Annotated in this window: 14 protein-coding genes and 1 tRNA gene; 5 read left to right on the forward strand and 10 right to left on the reverse strand. The window is 69.2% G+C overall.

The window, feature by feature from the left end; genetic code table 11:
- Positions 1-412: 412 nt before the first annotated feature.
- Together K206_RS0130960 and K206_RS0130965 are read left to right on the forward strand one after the other, a co-directional pair.
- Complete coding sequence (locus tag K206_RS0130960; protein ID WP_020206198.1) at positions 413-1,387, forward strand: tripartite tricarboxylate transporter substrate binding protein; 975 nt, start codon at positions 413-415, stop codon at positions 1,385-1,387.
- Positions 1,388-1,626: 239 nt separating this feature from the next.
- Positions 1,627-1,980 (forward strand): hypothetical protein, encoded by a 354-nt coding sequence (locus K206_RS0130965; RefSeq protein ID WP_020206199.1) that lies wholly within the window; start codon positions 1,627-1,629, stop codon positions 1,978-1,980.
- A 453-nt stretch (positions 1,981-2,433) separates the two neighbouring features.
- On the opposite strand, the gene K206_RS0130975 is transcribed toward K206_RS0130965, so the two are convergent.
- The gene (locus K206_RS0130975; protein ID WP_020206201.1) at positions 2,434-3,945 is read right to left on the reverse strand and encodes an acetyl-CoA hydrolase/transferase family protein; all 1,512 of its coding nucleotides are present in this window, start codon (positions 3,943-3,945) and stop codon (positions 2,434-2,436) included.
- A 345-nt stretch (positions 3,946-4,290) separates the two neighbouring features.
- Here K206_RS0130975 and K206_RS0130980 point away from each other — a divergent pair, with 345 nt between their 5' ends.
- On the forward strand, positions 4,291-9,216 hold the full coding sequence (locus tag K206_RS0130980) for an NAD-glutamate dehydrogenase (RefSeq protein WP_020206202.1): 4,926 nt from the start codon (positions 4,291-4,293) through the stop codon (positions 9,214-9,216).
- A 168-nt stretch (positions 9,217-9,384) separates the two neighbouring features.
- Complete coding sequence (locus K206_RS0130985) at positions 9,385-9,990, forward strand: DUF2939 domain-containing protein (protein ID WP_020206203.1); 606 nt, start codon at positions 9,385-9,387, stop codon at positions 9,988-9,990.
- 19 nt (positions 9,991-10,009) lie between these two features.
- Here the strand turns inward: K206_RS0130985 and K206_RS0130990 are convergent, their stop codons facing one another.
- The 5 genes from K206_RS0130990 to K206_RS0131010 form a co-directional block, all read right to left on the reverse strand.
- A complete protein-coding gene (locus tag K206_RS0130990; protein ID WP_020206204.1) occupies positions 10,010-10,264 on the reverse strand; it encodes a hypothetical protein in 255 nt (84 codons plus the stop codon).
- A gap of 215 nt (positions 10,265-10,479) precedes the next feature.
- Complete coding sequence (locus tag K206_RS0130995; protein WP_020206205.1) at positions 10,480-10,848, reverse strand: hypothetical protein; 369 nt, start codon at positions 10,846-10,848, stop codon at positions 10,480-10,482.
- 74 nt (positions 10,849-10,922) lie between these two features.
- Positions 10,923-11,174: a hypothetical protein gene (locus K206_RS0131000; protein ID WP_020206206.1), complete on the reverse strand. Its 252-nt coding sequence runs from the start codon at positions 11,172-11,174 to the stop codon at positions 10,923-10,925.
- A 66-nt stretch (positions 11,175-11,240) separates the two neighbouring features.
- Entirely contained in the window at positions 11,241-11,483 is a 243-nt protein-coding gene (locus tag K206_RS0131005; protein WP_020206207.1) for a hypothetical protein, read from the reverse strand.
- A 33-nt stretch (positions 11,484-11,516) separates the two neighbouring features.
- Positions 11,517-11,798, reverse strand: a complete 282-nt coding sequence (locus tag K206_RS0131010; RefSeq protein ID WP_020206208.1) for a hypothetical protein — start codon at positions 11,796-11,798, stop codon at positions 11,517-11,519.
- Positions 11,799-11,824: 26 nt separating this feature from the next.
- On the opposite strand from K206_RS0131010, the gene K206_RS43290 reads away from it, so the two are divergent.
- Positions 11,825-12,193, forward strand: a complete 369-nt coding sequence (locus K206_RS43290) for a hypothetical protein (protein WP_155888355.1) — start codon at positions 11,825-11,827, stop codon at positions 12,191-12,193.
- On the opposite strand, the gene K206_RS0131015 is transcribed toward K206_RS43290, so the two are convergent.
- From K206_RS0131015 to pheT, 4 genes are all read right to left on the reverse strand, one after another.
- Positions 12,172-12,248 (reverse strand) — tRNA-Pro (locus tag K206_RS0131015). The genes K206_RS43290 and K206_RS0131015 overlap by 22 nt on opposite strands.
- Positions 12,249-12,305: 57 nt before the next feature.
- Entirely contained in the window at positions 12,306-12,737 is a 432-nt protein-coding gene (locus K206_RS0131020) for a MerR family transcriptional regulator (RefSeq protein ID WP_029044283.1), read from the reverse strand.
- 202 nt (positions 12,738-12,939) lie between these two features.
- Positions 12,940-13,353, reverse strand: coding sequence for an integration host factor subunit alpha (locus K206_RS0131025; RefSeq protein ID WP_029044284.1), 414 nt, complete (start codon positions 13,351-13,353; stop codon positions 12,940-12,942).
- Between the two features lie 85 nt (positions 13,354-13,438).
- On the reverse strand, positions 13,439-15,572 hold a 2,134-nt coding region (gene pheT, locus K206_RS0131030; protein ID WP_020206211.1), incomplete at its 5' end, for a phenylalanine--tRNA ligase subunit beta.

Consider the following 15,572-nt stretch of genomic DNA (forward strand, 5'->3'; position numbering starts at 1 on the left):
TGCTCCCGGCTTTTTTCTTTTCCACTTTTCATTTCCCCTTCCTTTTCCCCACGCTTTCCCCACGCGCTTGTCCGCTTCGATTTTCACGCGGGCCGCGTTGCCGTATCGATTCCCGGCCGCGGCGGCCCCGGGTGAATACCGGATTTCCGCCAACTTGATACCGGGTTGATACTGATTCCGCCCCGCCCGCTTTCACGGTTGAATTGCACCTGAAGCACATCGCGGAACATAGTTCCGCATCACGGAACAAATCCGGTCGCTTCGGCAAATCCGGGCGCGCCCTGCCGCCCGGAACACTGCGGCAAGCCAGCAGGGAATCACAACAACAAGACGGGACCAGACACGGGAACCCGCCATGCCCGCGCCTCCGTTGCCGCACCCGCAAGCCAACCTGGAATCTTCGGAGCCTCTCTTGAAAGCAGTCCTGAAAATCAGCAATGCAGCCTGCCTGGCCCTGTTCGGCCTGTGCCAGGGCGCGATGGCGCAAAGCTATCCCACCAAGCCGATCCGCCTCATCGTGCCGTTCGCCGCGGGCGGCACCACCGACATCGTGGCGCGCTCGGTGGCCGACGGCATCGGCCGCGAACTGGGCCAGCCCGTGGTGGTGGAAAACCGCGGCGGCGGCGGCGGCGCGATCGGCGCCGATGCGCTGGCCAAGTCCGCGCCGGACGGCTACACGCTCGGCATCGCCACGGTCAGCACGATGGCCACCAACCCGGCCACCAACGCCCGCAATCCCTACGACCCGCTCAAGGACTTCGCGCCGATCACCAACCTGGTCAATGTGCCGAACGTGCTGACGGTCAACCCGAAGGTGCCGGCCAAGACCGTGCAGGAATTCGTCGCGCTGGTGAAGGCCAACCCCGGCAAGTACAGCTACGCCTCGGCCGGCAAGGGCAGCATTTCGCATCTGGACGGCGAGCTGTTCAAGTTCCTGACCAAGACCGACATGGTCCACGTGCCCTACCGCGGCTCGGGCCCGGCGCTGAACGACACGCTGGCCGGCCAGGTCAGCGGCCAGTTCGACAACCTGCCCTCGTCGATGCCGCATATCCAGGCCGGCAAGCTGCGCGCGCTGGCGGTGGCCGCGCCCAAGCGCGTGGAAGGCCTGCCCGACGTGCCGACCTTCGCCGAGGCCGGCATGAAGGACATGAACAACATGGCCTGGTATGGCCTGGTGGCGCCCGCCAACACGCCGGCCGCCGTCATCGCCAAGGTGCACGACGCTGCCGTGAAGACGCTGCAGGACCCCAACGTCAAGCGCCGGCTGGCCGAAAGCGGGGCCTATCCCGACGGCAACACGCCGCAGCAGTACGCCGCGCAGATCAAGCGCGAACTGGAACTGCGCAAGAAGATCGCGCACGACCAGAACATCACGCTCGAGTAAGCCTCGCGGCGGCCCCCGGCCCGATGCGGCGGGGGGGCCGTCGGCCCTTGCCGCCCGCCTGTTGTTGCCATGCCGCACCACTTGATCTGGCGCAGTATTCGTACCCGTCCTTGGTGCTTCAATATAACGGGAAGGAAATTGACATCGCAGGGCCCTCCCGAGTCGGTAAAGTAACCGGGTCAGACAACCAGTACGACGGCCGTGCCCCCTGCCCACGGCCAAACCCATGAGGACAAGCAATGCGCAACAAGACCGTATCCGCTCTGATGATCGTCGCCGTGACCGCTTTCGGGGGCGCGCAGCTGGCGCACGCCCAGAAGAACTACACCGATGGTGGCGACCTGTATGGCGGCGCCCACACCAACAAGGGCGATCCGAACAAGAACGCGGCCAAATCGGGCAAGTTCGATCCGTATACCGATGGCGCGAAGAAGTCGACCAAGTCCAATCTGAGCGCGGACGGCGCCAAGAAGAAGGCTGATCCCTATACGGACGGCGCCAAGTCCGGCAAGCCCGATCCGTACACCGATGGTGCCAAGTCGGGCAAGTTCGACCCGTACACCGACGGCGCCAAGGCCGCGCCCAAGCAGTAATCGCCAGCCTGCCCGCATTGCGCGGGCATTGCCGCGGATGGTGCGCCAGCGCACCGTCCGCGCGCGTCCCCGGCGGCAGCATCGGCATAGCCGAGATTGCAACGCCCGCTTGAAACGCCATCGCGCGGATGACGCCGCGTGGCGAAGTGTGAGATATATCCCGGCAGGAAAACTGGAAAGCAGCAGGAAGGCTGCAGAAAGGCCGCCGACAGGCAGCCACGCGGCGTCCCGTCAGGCTGTGGCCGCGCCCGTACGCGCATCCTCGCCCGCGATCGCGCCCGCGGCTTTGCCTCCCGGCCCCGCTCCTTCCGTGGAGACCATCATGCTCGATGTCCTGATACTCATGGCTTCCTCCCTCGTCCTGGCGGTGCTGATCTTCAAGGGATAGCAGCCAGCGCAAGACGGCGGGACGGCGCGGCGCGCGTCCGCCCCGCCGCCCGGGCCATCAGGCGCTCAGGCCGCCGCCAGCGCCGGGGTGGCGCTCATGGTGCCCTGCTCGCGCAGGCGCGCGTGCCAGGCCAGCGCTTCCTCGATCAGGTGCGGCGTCTGGCCGCCGCGCCGTCCGGCGCGCGTCACGTAGTCCTGCAGCAGGTCGCGGTAGAGCGGGTCCGCGCAATTGGCGATGATCTGCTGCGCGCGCTCGCGCGGCGCCAGGCCGCGCAGGTCGGCCAGGCCGTGCTCGGTCACGATGACGTCGACATCGTGCTCGGTATGGTCCACGTGCGAGACCATCGGCACGATGCTGGAGATCGCGCCCGCCTTGGCCACCGACTTGGTGACGAACACCGAGATATGCGCGTTGCGCGCGAAGTCGCCGGAGCCGCCGATGCCGTTCATCATGTGCGTGCCGCCCACGTGCGTGGAATTCACGTTGCCGTAGATGTCGCACTCCAGCGCCGTGTTGATGGTGATCAGGCCCAGCCGGCGCACCAGCTCCGGATGGTTGCTGATCTCCTGCGGGCGCAGGATCACGCGCGAGCGGTAGCGCGCCAGGTCCGCCAGGAAGCGCGCATAGACCGGGCCGCTCAGCGTCACCGAGGAGGCCGAGGCGAAACTCAGCCGGCCCGCGTCCAGCAACTCGATGGTGCTGTCCTGCAGCACTTCCGAATACATCTTCAGGTCGCGGAACGGCGAATCGACCAGGCCGTGCAGCACCGCGTTGGCGATGGTGCCGATGCCGGCCTGCAGCGGCTGCAGCGACGGCGCCAGCCGGCCCGCGCGGACCTCGTGCAGCAGGAATTCGTTGAGGTGCCCGGCGATCTGCCGGGTGTCCTGGTCGGGCGGCAGCGCGCTGGACGGGCTGTCGTCCTTCTGCGTGATGACGATGGCGGCGATCCTGGCCGGGTCCACCGGGATGTAGGTCAGGCCGATGCGCTGGTCCACCGCGGTCAGCGGGATCGGCTCGCGGCCGGGGCGCGGCGTGGGCAGATAAATGTCGTGCAGGCCTTCCAGCTCGGCCGGCATGTTGAGGTTGATCTCGACGATGACCTTCTCGGCCTGCATGGCGAAGCTGGCGGAATTGCCCACCGAGGTGGTCGGCACGATGCCGCCGCTCTCGGTGATGGCCGCCGCCTCCACCACCGCCACGTCCACCGGCGCGATCTGGCGGCCGCGCAACTGCTCCACGGTCTCGGACAGATGCTGGTCGATGAACATCACTTCGCCGGCGTTGATCTTGCGCCGCAGGGTCGGGTCGACCTGGAACGGCAGGCGCCGCGCCAGCACGTTGGCCTCGGCCAGGATCTTGTCGGTGTCGTTGCCCAGCGAGGCGCCGGTCATCAAGGTGATGCGCAGTGGCTCGGTCGCCGCGCGCCGGGCCAGCGCCTCCGGCACCGCCTTGCAGTCGCCGGCCCGGGTAAAGCCGCTCATGCCCACGGTCATGCCATCCCGGATCAGCGCGGCGGCGGCATCCGCCGGCATGATCTTGTCGAGGAGGCTGGCCAGCCGGATTCGTTCCTTGTACATCTTATATGTCTCCATGAAACCTGCCCCGACCGGCCGCTGGCTGGCGCACGCCGTGGATGGGCCTTGCCCCCCGTCCGGCTCGCGCTGGCTACCCGACGGTAAGGCGCAGATAAGCAGTGTAGCCAGAGCGGACATATTCCAGCGGCGATATAAAGTCATGGATCCTAGTCGCTAAATTCATACCTGCCCCGGCGCCACCCGGCCATCACACGACTGACACGCCGCGCGCCTCTTTATGCTCTACAGTAGTTAGCAGGCTCATGCCGCCCCCGGCCCGGCACCGCACCACGGCGCCGCGCGGGCCCGGCGCGCATGGACCTGCCGAAACGACCCCGGGGAGACACCATGCTGGCGGAAAGCGAAACGCGACTGGCCCGGTTGCTGGCCGACCTGATGCAGTTCGCCCAGGGGCGCCTGCCCGGCGACATGTTCGCCAGGGCGGAGCCGTTCCTGCGGCACTACTACGACCTGGCCGACGCCGACGACCTGCTGCAGCGGGAAGTGGCCGACCTGTACGGCGCGGTGATGGCGCACTGGCAGACCGCGCAGCGCTTCGTCTCCGGCAGCGCCCGGCTGCGGGTCTACAACCCCAACCTGGAGCAGCACGGCTGGCATTCCGACCACTCCGTGGTGGAGATCGTCAACGACGACATGCCGTTCCTGGTGGATTCGGTGACGATGGAGATCAACCGGCTCGGGCTGGCCCTGCACTCCGCCATCCACCCGGTGTTCCGGGTCTGGCGTGAGGCCGACGGCAGCATCGCCAGGGTCGCGCTGCCCGGCGACGGCGAGGCCGGCGCACCGCCGGCGAACACAGCGGCGGACACAGCGGCGGACACGCCAGCCGCGGGCGGGCCGCGGCTGGAATCGTTCATCCACTTCGAGGTCGACCGCTGCGGCGACGCCGCCACGCAGGAAGCGCTGCGCAACGGCATCGCGCGCGTGCTCGGCGACGTGCGCGCCGCGGTCGAGGACTGGCCCGGCATGACCGCCACCGCCGCCGCCACCGTCGAGACGCTGGCCCGGCCCCCGCACGGCCGCCAGCCGGAGACCCAGGAAGCCTGCGCCTTCCTGCAATGGATGCTCGACGACCACTTCACCTTCCTCGGGCAGCGTGACTACGAACTGATCACCCGGGACGGCCGCTTCTACCTGCGCGGCGTGGCCGGGTCCGGCGCCGGCATCCTGCGCGAGAGCCTGCGCCCGGCGGAGGCCGGCGCGCTCACCGAGCTGCCGGCGGCCGCCAGCAGCGTGATCGAGGGCAGCTCGCCGATCTTCGTCACCAAGGCCAATTCGCGCGCGACCGTGCACCGGCCCGGCTACCTGGACTACATCGGCGTCAAGCTGGTCGACGCCAATGGCAAGCTGTTCGGCGAGCGCCGCTTCGTCGGGCTCTACACCTCCACCGCCTACATGATGTCGTGCGCGGAGATCCCGCTGGTGCGGCGCAAGTTCGCCAACGTCCTGGCGCGCGCGGGCTTCCTGACCAAGGGCCACCTGTACAAGTCGCTGGTGACCATCCTCGAGCAGTATCCGCGCGACGAACTGTTCCAGGCCGACGAGGACGAGCTGGCCGACATCGCGCTGGGCATCCTGCGCCTGCAGGAGCACCAGCGCATCCGCCTGTTCGTGCGCCGCGACCGCTTCGACCGCTTCGTCTCCTGCCTGGTGTTCGTGCCGCGCGACAAGTACAACACCGACCTGCGCCAGCGCATCCAGAAGCTGCTGATGACCGCGTTCCACGGCAATGGCTGCGAGTTCACGCCGCAGTTGTCGGAGTCGCCGCTGGCGCGCATCCAGCTCATCGTGCGCGGCGAGCCCGGCACCATGCCCGAGGTCGACCCGGCCGAGCTCGAGGCGCGCATCGTGCAGGCCGCGCGCCGCTGGCAGGACGACCTCGCCGCCGCGCTGCTCGACAGCAACGGCGAGGAACAGGGCAACCGCCTGCTGCGCCGCTACGGCGATGCGTTCCCGGCCGGCTACCGCGAGGACTACCCGGCCCGCACCGCGGTGCGCGACATCGAGCTGATGGAGGCGGCGCTGGCCAGCGGCGGCGTGGCCATGAACCTGTACCGGCCCATCGAGGCCGCGCCCGGCGCGTTCCGCTTCAAGGTCTACCGCGCGCGCGAGCCGATCGCGCTGTCGCTGAGCCTGCCCATGCTGGAGCATCTCGGCGTGCGCGTGGACGAGGAGCGGCCCTACCTGATCGAGCCCAGCGGCGCGGCGCCGGTCTGGGTGCACGACTTCGGGCTCGAGATGGCCGACGGCGTGGCCGCCGGCGCCGGTGCCGACCTCGGCGCCGACATCGAGCGCATCAAGGCGCTGTTCGAGGATGCCTTCGCGCGCGCCTGGAACGGCGAGATCGAGAACGACAATTTCAACCGCCTGGTGCTGCGCGCCGGGCTCGCCGCGCGCGACGTCACCATCCTGCGCGCCTATGCGCGCTACCTGCGCCAGGTCGGCTCGACCTTCAGCGACGCCTACATCGAGCGCGCGCTGACCGGCAACCCTGCCATCGCCGCGCAACTGGTGGCGCTGTTCGCGGCGCGCTTCGACCCGGCCACCGAGGCCGCGCGCGCGGCGCACTGCGAGCGGCTGCTGCAGGCCATCGGCGGCGCGCTCGACCAGGTGCCGAACCTGGACGAAGACCGCATCCTGCGGCTGTTCCTCGGCGTCATCAACGCCACCGTGCGCACCAACTATTTCCGTCACGGCGCCGACGGCGGGCCGCGCCCGTGCCTGTCGTTCAAGTTCGACCCGGCCCGCGTGCCGGGCCTGCCCGAGCCGCGCCCGATGTTCGAGATCTGGGTCTACTCGCCGCGCGTCGAAGGCGTGCACCTGCGCGGCGGCCCGGTGGCGCGCGGCGGCCTGCGCTGGTCGGACCGGCGCGAGGACTTCCGCACCGAGGTGCTCGGCCTGATGAAAGCGCAGATGGTCAAGAACACCGTGATCGTGCCGGTCGGCAGCAAGGGTGGCTTCGTGGTCAAGCGCCCGCCGCCCGCCGGCGACCGCGACGCGGTGCTGCAGGAAGGCATCGCCTGCTACCAGACCTTCCTGCGCGGCCTGCTCGACGTGACCGACAACCGCGTCGCCGGCGCGCTGGTGCCGCCGCCCGAGGTGGTGCGCGACGACGGCGACGACCCCTATCTGGTGGTGGCCGCCGACAAGGGCACCGCGAGCTTTTCCGACTACGCCAACGCGATCTCCGCCGAATACGGCTTCTGGCTCGGCGACGCCTTCGCCTCGGGCGGCTCGGTCGGCTACGACCACAAGAAGATGGCCATCACGGCGCGCGGCGCGTGGGAATCGGTCAAGCGCCATTTCCGCGAGATGGGCATCGACATCCAGTCCACCGATTTCACCGTGGCCGGCGTCGGCGACATGTCCGGCGACGTGTTCGGCAACGGCATGCTGCTGTCGCCGCACATCCGGCTGGTGGCGGCCTTCGACCACCGCCACATCTTCCTCGACCCCGCGCCCGACCCGGCCGCCAGCCTGCGCGAGCGCCAGCGCCTGTTCGCGCTGCCGCGCTCGAGCTGGGCCGACTACGACGCCAGCCTGATCTCGGCCGGCGGCGGCGTGTTCCCGCGCACCGCCAAGGCCATCGCGCTCACGCCCGAGGTGCAGGCCTGCCTGGGCACCAGCGCCGCGGCGCTGTCGCCGGCCGACCTGGTCCACGCGATCCTGCTGGCGCCGGTCGACCTGCTCTACAACGGCGGCATCGGCACCTACGTCAAGTCCAGCCGCGAGACGCATGCGCAGGTCGGCGACCGCAGCAACGACGCGGTGCGCGTCAACGGCGCCGAGCTGCGCTGCAAGGTGGTGGGCGAAGGCGGCAACCTCGGCTTCACCCAGCTCGGGCGCATCGAGTTCGCGCTGCACGGCGGGCGCATCAACACCGATGCTATCGACAATTCCGCCGGCGTGGACTGCTCCGACCACGAGGTCAACATCAAGATCCTGCTCGGCCTGGCGGTGTCCGACGGCGAGATGACCGAGAAGCAGCGCAACAAGCAACTGGCGGAGATGACCGACGAAGTCGGCCTGCTGGTGCTGGAGGACAACTACTACCAGACCCAGGCGCTCTCGGTGGCCGGCCGCGGCGCCGCCGCGCTGCTCGACCAGGAAGCGCGCCTGATCCACTGGCTGGAGCGCGCCGGGCGCCTCAAGCGCGCGCTGGAGTTCCTGCCCGCCGACGAGGAAGTGGTCGAGCGCAAGGCGGCCGGGCTGGGCCTGACCTCGCCCGAGCGCGCGGTGCTGCTGGCCTACAGCAAGATGTGGCTGTATGACGAACTGCTCGCATCGAGCCTGCCCGAGGACCCGCTGGTGGCGGGCCTGCTGCCGGCCTACTTTCCGCGGCCGCTGCGCGAGCGGCATGCCGAGGCCATGCTGCGCCACCCGCTGCGGCGCGAGATCCTGTCCACGCACCTGACCAACACGCTGGTCAACCGCGCCGGCGCCACCTTCGTCCACCGCATGCTGGAAGAGACCGACGCGCGCCCCGCGGACATCGTGCGCGCCTGCCTGATCGGCCGCGACGTGTTCGGGCTGGAGCCGCTGTGGGCCGAGATCGACGCGCTCGACAACCGCGTCGACGACGAAGTGCAGGCGCGCATGTTCGCCGCCGTGGGCCGGCTGCTGGAGCACGCCAGCCTCTGGTTCCTGCGCCATGCGCGCGCCGGCGGCGGCCAGGACGGCGGCGAAAGCGCGCGCTACGCCGAGGCCGCGGCCTGGCTCACGCCGCAGTTGCCGGCGCTGCTGGCCGCGCCCGAGGCGGCGGCGCTGGCCGAGCGGCGCCAGGCGCTCGCGCAGGCCGGCGTGGACGACGCGCTGGCGCTGCGCGTGGCCGCCGGGGAAATCTGCGCGGCCGCGCTCGACATCGCCGACGTGGCGGCCGCCACGCAGCGCGGCCTGGCGCTGGTGGCCAGCGTCTACTTCGCGCTCGACACCGAGTTCAGCTTCGGCTGGCTGCGCGAGCGCGCCCAGGCCTTGCCCGCCGACAGCCACTGGGACCTGCTGGCGCGCACCACGGCGCTGGAAGACCTGGGCCGCCTCAAGCGCGCGCTGACCGTGAGCGTGCTGTCGCAGCCGGTGGAACTGGACACCACGGAGAAACTGATCGAAGCCTGGCGCAACGGCCGGCAAGCCCAGATCGAGCGCTTCTCGCGCATGCTGGCGGACCAGCGCGCCTCGGGCGCGGCGGGCTTGTCGATGCTGTCGGTGGCGATCCGCGAGATCGGGCTGCTCGAGCGCAGCCAGCCCGGCTGCTAGAACGATCGGGCACTTGGGCGCTCGGGCGCTCGGGCGTTGGGACGTTGAGGACATCCGGACAGGCGCGGCAGGCGGCGCCGCGCGGAAGCTGGACGCGAGCGCCGGGCTTTGGGGACAATGGGCGCATCGCGCCCGCCGCCTTCCGCGGCGGCGCCAACCGGACCCGCGATGAACCGAACCCTCAAGACCGCAATCGCGGCGGCGCTCGCCGTCGCCGCCACCAGCTATGCCAGCCCCTACTGGACGCTCTACCAGATGCGCGCGGCCATCCAGGCGCACGATGCCGACAAGTTCTCGCGCTACGTCGACTACCCCGCCCTGCGCGAAAACCTCAAGGAGCAACTGACCGCGTCGCTGCAGCAGAAGCTCGGCGCGGCGCCGGCCCTGCGCGACACGCCGCTGGCCGGCATCGGGCAGGCCATCGGCCAGGCCGTCATCCACACCATGATCGACACGATGGTGTCGCCGGCCGGCGTGATGGCGCTGATGGCCGGCGAGAAGCCCGCCGCCGCGCCTTCGGCACCTTCGGCGCCGCCGGCATCCGTCCCCGCCCCGCGGCAGGACTCGCCGGGCGCGGAAGACAGCGCACCGAAGCGCGAAGCCGCGAAGGACGCGATCAGGTATGCGCTGTCCTACCGCGGCCTGAACACGGTCGAGGCGTCGGCCACGAAGGACAACGGCGAGCGCATCGTCATCGGCCTCACGCGCGACGGCCTGTGGCGCTGGAAATGGAGCCGCATCGCCTTGCCGGATGTCGCCTTGCCCGCGCGCTAGCGCGCGGGAGGCGGCCGGCTCAGCGCACCCACTTGGCCTCGAGCAGCACCGCGGCCTTGATGGCCGCGACGGTCTCTTCCTCGCTGCGGAATTCGCCCAGCAGGCGCTTGGACTTGCCGCTCAGCACCGCGGCCTGCAAGGCCTTGGCAGAAGCCTCGGAGGTGCCCGGGTGCCAGCAGTAGCGCGCCGTCCAGGTGCCGTCCTGCAGGCGTTCGGCCACCCAGATGACGCGGAAATCCTCGAACACAACCCCGAAAGGTTCGTCTTCGTCCATCACACATACCTCCAAGACTCGTGATCGCTCCCCTCGGACAACACGGCCGTGCGCGGGCGGCCGGTGCCAGCAAGGCTGTCCGGCCGCGATCGGCTTCGGCACGGGCAGCGTGTCGCCGTCTTGCGGCGATCTGATCGGTCAGGGCTGGAGGCCCCCCTGATTTTTGCGTGATGCTAGCATGCGGCGCGGCGGTTCTGCCAGCGGTGCCGGCCGCCTCAGGTGGGGGGAATGTCGTGGCTGCCGCGTACCAGCAGGTCGGCCGGGCCGTCGCCCAGCACGCGCGGGCGGCGTGGCTGCAGTTCCAGCCCGAGGCGGATCAGCAGCTCGAACGCATCCGCCAGCAGATGCTGCTGGCGCGGCAGCAGGCTGGCGTACGGCATGTCGTAGATGGACTGGTGGGCACCGCGCGTGCCCTTGAGGCCGCGGTCGCGCGCCATGTCGGACAGCAGCGCGGCGAAGCCGTGCAGGTCCTCGGCGGCCAGGGCGGTGTTGAGCACGGCCGCCAGCACGTGTGGCGGCGACGAACCCCAGCCTATGGCGTCGGCGTTGGCCGCGCCCTTTTCGGATGCATCGAATGAGTTCATACCCCGATTAACGACCGCGACCCGCCGCCATGTAGGCCGGGACGCAAAACTTCTGGCGCGCGCGGCACCGCCGCTCAGTCCGCCGCATAGGCAACATGGTCCACCGTGGCATCGATCAGGCGGCAGGCGCGCGCCTGGGCACGGTCCGCCACCTCCAGCAGATCGCCCTGCTCATGGCCCATCCACGACTGCAGCGGCGAAGGATTGCGCACCTCCCCCTTGCCCTCCCGCACGATCGACGCGCTCACCAGGCAGCCGCGCGCGTGCTGCTGCACCGAGATCAGGACCACGTGGCCGCGGTAGTGCAGCGTTCTCGATTCGCTCATGATGTCTCCCTTTGCCGGGCATCGTAGCATGCCGCGGCGCAACGGGAGCGCGGCGCCGGCAGCGGGTCAGACACACTCCAGCGGCCGCTCGTGCGGGCGCCGCCCCATGCGCCAGACATTGGGCGGGTCGCCGTGGGCCGCGTTCTGGAACATCCACGCGCCGCACACCGTGCAGTGCCACGGCCGGTCCACCCAGCGCGAGTTGATCTCCAGGCCGAGCGCGCCCGCGCCGGACGCGGCCAGGTTCTCGTGCGGCAGCACCGAGGCCGGCGCGCCGACGAGCAGATGGCAGGGATCGCAAGCCTGCATGCCGTTACTCCAACGAGACCGCCGGCGGCCGCTTCACGAAGCGCCGCCGAACGGGTCGGCCGCGCCCTGGCCCGGCAACTCGGCCAGGTCGAATTCGTCGCGCGCCTTGTCCACCACGATGCGGATGCTCTTCTCGAAGCCGCTGGCATTGCCGAATGCCTTCATGTCCCAGTTGCGCCCGCGCGCGTCGCGCGGCTGCGCCTGCGGCAACGGCACGCGCACCTTCGCGCCGTCCTCGATGATGTCGTCGATACGCTGGATGCGCCGGCTCACCTCGTCCTGCAAGGCCCGTGCAGAGCGTTCGCGTTTGGCCATCGTCCACTCCTCGTCGTTGCGACCGGATGCTGCGGAAACCCGATGCCGCGAAAAAAGGCCGCGGCGATGCCGGCGCCCGCAGCGAACAAACGTCTGTTCCGAAAGACATGCAGAGCGCGCGGCCACGCCTTGATTGTAGAGTCAGCGCCGGAGCACTACAAACCCGATCATCTGCCCGCGTTCGCGCAAAGCGCCGATGTTTTTCCGGCCATGACGGCATGGCTTCGATCCTTCGCGGCAATGGCCCGGCAATTACGCAAATTGACCGATGCGCGGGTATTGCGGATATTCGAACATTCTGCGGATGCAAAAAGAAGCGCGGACAAAAAGAAAAAACCCGCACAGTCTTCACTGTGCGGGTTTCTCATGATGCTGGTCGGGGCGAGAGGATTTGAACCTCCGACCACCTGCACCCCATGCAGGTACGCTACCAGGCTGCGCTACGCCCCGAAAGAAAAAGATTATATCAGAAGCATTTGCTCGCTGGCTAGACCCTTGATGCACTTTTTACTGGTGCCGCGCGATCTGCCGAAGCTGCGCGAGCAGGTGCTGGACTTCCACCAGCTCATTGCGCAGGTTGTTGATGTCGAGCGAGAAGACCGGCGCCTCGTCGGCCGCCGCCGCGACCGCGGCCTGTTCTTCCTCGGCCGGCGCATGGCCGTGCTGCCGCCCTTCGTCGAGGCGGTTGCGCGCGCCGTTGATGGTGAAGCCCTGCTCGTACAACAGGTCGCGGATGCGGCGGATCAGCAGGACTTCATGGTGCTGGTAGTAGCGCCGGTTGCCGCGCCGCTTGACCGGCTTGAGCTGCGTGAATTCCTGCTCCCAGTACCGCAGCACGTGCGGCTTGACAGCGCAAAGCTCGCTGACTTCGCCGATGGTGAAGTAGCGCTTGGCGGGAATCGGCGGCAACGAAATGCGTTCGCTGGGTCTTTCCGACATACGGTGAATGGGCGGGCTTCAGGCCGTGCCGGCAGTGGTTGGCATGCCCGCGCGGACAGGTGCGCGGGCACGCGGGGCGATTCGGTACGGCAACCGAAGCGGCAATCGAAACGACGGACAGATGAGCAGGATAGCGACTGGCGACGCGGCTGGCAAACCGGCGTGAACCGGCGACGTGAACGCGCGACGCCAGTTCGCGGCGTCAGCCCGTCACCGCGATGCCGGCGCGTTCCTCCACCAGCGCCTTGAGCTTCTGGCTGGCATGGAACGTCACCACGCGCCGTGCGGTAATGGGAATGATCTCGCCGGTCTTGGGATTGCGCCCCGGGCGTTGCGGCTTGTCGCGCAACTGGAAGTTGCCGAAGCCGGACAGCTTGACGCTGTCGCCGTGTTCCAGCGCTTCGCGAATCACGTCGAAGAAGGCTTCGACCATGTCCTTGGATTCGCGCTTGTTGAGACCGACCTGGTCGAACAGCATTTCGGCGAGCTCGGCCTTGGTGAGCGTGGGTACCTCGGCGGCGCGGGCGTCGGCGGCCTCGTCGTCGAGCGATGCTGCCTGCCGGTCGCCTGCCTCACCCATTGCTGCGGCCATGAGATGCGCGTGTCGATCGTTCATTGTCATTCAGTGTGCGATCCGCCCGGATGCGGATGTCCGGGCGCTCCATTGTCATGTCGTCACGCCAGCCGGCGTGCCCGCTGGTTCAGCCGCGCAGCCGCGCCTGGAAGGCAGCGCCCGCGGCTTCGACCATGCAGCGCACCGCGCTGTCGACGGTTTCATCCTGGAGGGTCGCCCCAGTATCTTGCAAGGTCAGGCGGAACGCAAGGCTTTTCTCGTCCGCGCCGATGGCCGCGGAAGCGGCCTTCGGGCGGAACTCGTCGAACAGCGCGAGGCTCTGGCAGTAGCGCCCGTAGCCCTGTTTTTCGAGCGCCGCGCGCATGGTGTCGAGCAGGTCCTGCACGCGCACGGCCTGCTTCACCACCAGCGCGAGGTCGCGCACCGCGGCCGGGAACCTGGAGATTTCGGTGTAGCCCGGCAGCCCCACTTCGCGCAGCGCCTGCAGGTCCAGCTCGAACACCACCGGCGCCTGGCTGAGCTCGTATTCCTGCAGCCAGCGCGGATGCAGTTCGCCGATCACGCCGGCCGGCTTGCCGTCGATCAGCACCTGCGCGGCGCGGCCCGGGTGCAGCGCCGGATGCGAGACCGGCTCGAAGCGCGCCACGCGCGGATGCAGCAGCGCCTCGACGTCGCCCTTGACGTCGAAGAAGTCCACCGGGCGCGTGGCCACGCCCCACTGTTCCTCGAAGGCCGGGCCGTAGGCGATGCCGCCGGCCACCAGCGGCTGGCGATAGCCCGCCACGGTCAGGCCGCCGTCCGCCACCGACGCGTCGCGGTGGAACACGCGGCCGACCTCGAACAGGCGCACGCGCGAGGCCTTGCGGTTGAGGTTGTAGCGCACCTTGTCGAGCAGGCCGCCGATCAGCGTCGAGCGCATCACGGCAAGCTGGCTGGCGATCGGGTTGAGCAGGCGGATCGGGTTGTCGTTGGCGGCGAAGTCGCGTTCCCACTTCTCTTCGACGAAGGCGAAGTTGATCACTTCCTGGTAGTCGCGCGCGGCGATCGCGTGGCGCACCACGTGGTTGGAGCGGCGCGCCTCGCCGGTCGGGCGCATCTCGCTCTCGGCCACCGGCGGGCGCGCCGGGATGCGCTCGAAGCCGTAGATGCGCGCGACTTCCTCGATCAGGTCTTCCTCGATCTCGATGTCGAAGCGGTAGCTCGGCGGCGTCACCACGAACACTTCGCCGTCGGCGCCCTGCTCGCGCGTGAACTGCAGCCGCAGGCGCTGGAACACGTCGGTGATTTCCGCCGACGACAGCGCGATGCCGAGCACGCGCTCGGCGCGCGCCACGCGCAGGCGCACCGGCTTGCGCTGCGGCAGGTTGACGATCTGGTCGTCGACCGGGCCGGCCTGGCCGCCGCAGATCTCGAGAATCAGCGCGCTGATGCGCTCGATGTGCTCGACCGTGGTGGCGTAGTCCACGCCGCGCTCGAAGCGGTGGCCCGCGTCGGTGGCGAAGTTGTAGCGGCGCGAGCGGCCCTGGATCGCCTCGGGCCACCAGAACGCGGCTTCGAGGTAGATGTTGGCGGTGTCGAGCGAGACCGCGGTGCTGTCGCCGCCCATGATGCCGGCCAGGCTCTCGATTTCCTTGTCGTCGGCGATCACGCCGACCTGCTCGTCGAGCTCCACGGTGTTGCCGTTGAGCAGCTTGAGCTGCTCGCCCTTGCGGCCCCAGCGCACGTCGAGCCCGCCGTGGATCTTGTCCAGGTCGAACACGTGCGAGGGGCGGCCCAGCTCGAGCATCACGTAGTTGGAGATGTCCACCAGCGCGGAGATGCTGCGCTGGCCGGCGCGCTCGAGGCGCTGCACCATCCAGGCCGGCGTGGCCGCGCGCGCGTTCACGCCGCGGATCACGCGGCCGGAGAAGCGGCCGCACAGGTCGGGCGCCGACACCTTGACCGGCAGCTTGTCGGCCAGCGTCACGGCGACCGGCGTCATCTCCGGCAGCGTCAGCGCGGCGCCGGTGAGCGCGGCGACTTCGCGCGCCACGCCGTGGATCGACAGGCAGTCCGCCTTGTTGGGCGTGAGCTTGATGACGAAGACCTGGTCGTCGAGGTCCAGGTACTGGCGGATGTCCTGCCCGACCGGCGCGTCCGGCGGCAGGATCATCAGGCCGCCGTGGTCTTCCGACAGCTTGAGCTCGCGCGCCGAGCACAGCATGCCGAAGCTGTCCACGCCACGCAGCTTGCCGACCTTGATCTCGAACGGCTTTTTTTTT

It is taken from the genome of Cupriavidus sp. WS (assembly GCF_000395345.1).
Taxonomy (GTDB): domain Bacteria; phylum Pseudomonadota; class Gammaproteobacteria; order Burkholderiales; family Burkholderiaceae; genus Cupriavidus; species Cupriavidus basilensis_B.